This window comes from Chryseobacterium luquanense, assembly GCF_026460945.1.
Lineage (GTDB): Bacteria > Bacteroidota > Bacteroidia > Flavobacteriales > Weeksellaceae > Chryseobacterium > Chryseobacterium luquanense.
The window spans coordinates 1-1,007 of the sequence record NZ_JAOVZV010000043.1 but is presented as its reverse complement, the minus strand read 5'-3'; the positions used below and the strand labels follow the sequence as shown (position 1 = coordinate 1,007).

General features: G+C 39.2%; 1 pseudogene. It reads right to left on the bottom strand.

Features of this window, described 5'->3' with window-relative positions:
* A pseudogene (locus tag OEA66_RS20395) lies at positions 1 to 1,007 on the bottom strand (Vgr family protein); the annotation flags it as partial.

The following is a 1,007-nucleotide window of genomic DNA, read 5'->3' as shown; positions in this document are numbered from 1 at the left end:
GTGTCAACTTTTCGCATTTCAATGTCTACTGAACATCCCGGATGTAAAAACGGAACCGTTGTAGTTCCCGAAAGATTAAAAACATTGACCGCTTCACTTCCTGCTGTGCTTTTTTGAGAATATTCAACGTCCAAATGGGTCGTCGCTTTAATCGGAGCAACTCTTAATGAAGGGGTTTTATAAATTTTATCGTTGTGTTCGTAAGCTGTTTTTGCTAAATCTCCGACATGCTGAATCGGTGTATTTCCGGATTTTAAAACCTCATTTTTATTGCTGTTGTAGCCGTAATATTGCGGTTTTGTATGAACTGCCTTTAATTCAACCTTGATATCATTGGCGCTGCTTCCGTAAATCAATTTGATCGGAGTGTTTTGTGGCGGAAGTTTTCCGAAATGCAGAACTTCTCCGTCATAATAAAACTGTTCACCATACGCTTCGGCCATTCGAGCCAGGTAATTATAATGCGTTTCATCGTATTGACTGCTGTAAATGATTTGAGAATAATCATTGGTATCGATTCTGATATCAAACCGGCTTTTATCTAAACCTTGTTTAATGACTTCTTCAGCAATAATTCCCATATTCACAGCCTGATTTCCTCCAAAACTCTGAATATGAGGAGCTCCATCCAACAAAATGGTCGGACTGTAACCTGAAAGCACGATATTTCCCAAACTCATTCTCTCCTGACTGAAACCAACTCCCGTAATTACGCCTACAAATGTTCTTTCAGGACTGCTTTCAATATCTTTATAAGAGATAACTGCCGTTAATCTTTTGCCTAAAAACTTATTGGCTTCTTCTAAAGTATGGGTTTGGCGGTCGCCTAAGGTGTCGTGAGCTAAAGTGAGGGTAAATTCGTGGTGTTTTTGTGCACTCTGAGTCAGCTTAAAATGCTTGTAATATTTGATTACTTTACCTTCTATGACTAAAGATAATTTAACCAAACGGTTGATGCCCGTATGATGATTCTCTGAGATTCCTGCCGCATTTTGGGATGGACGGAA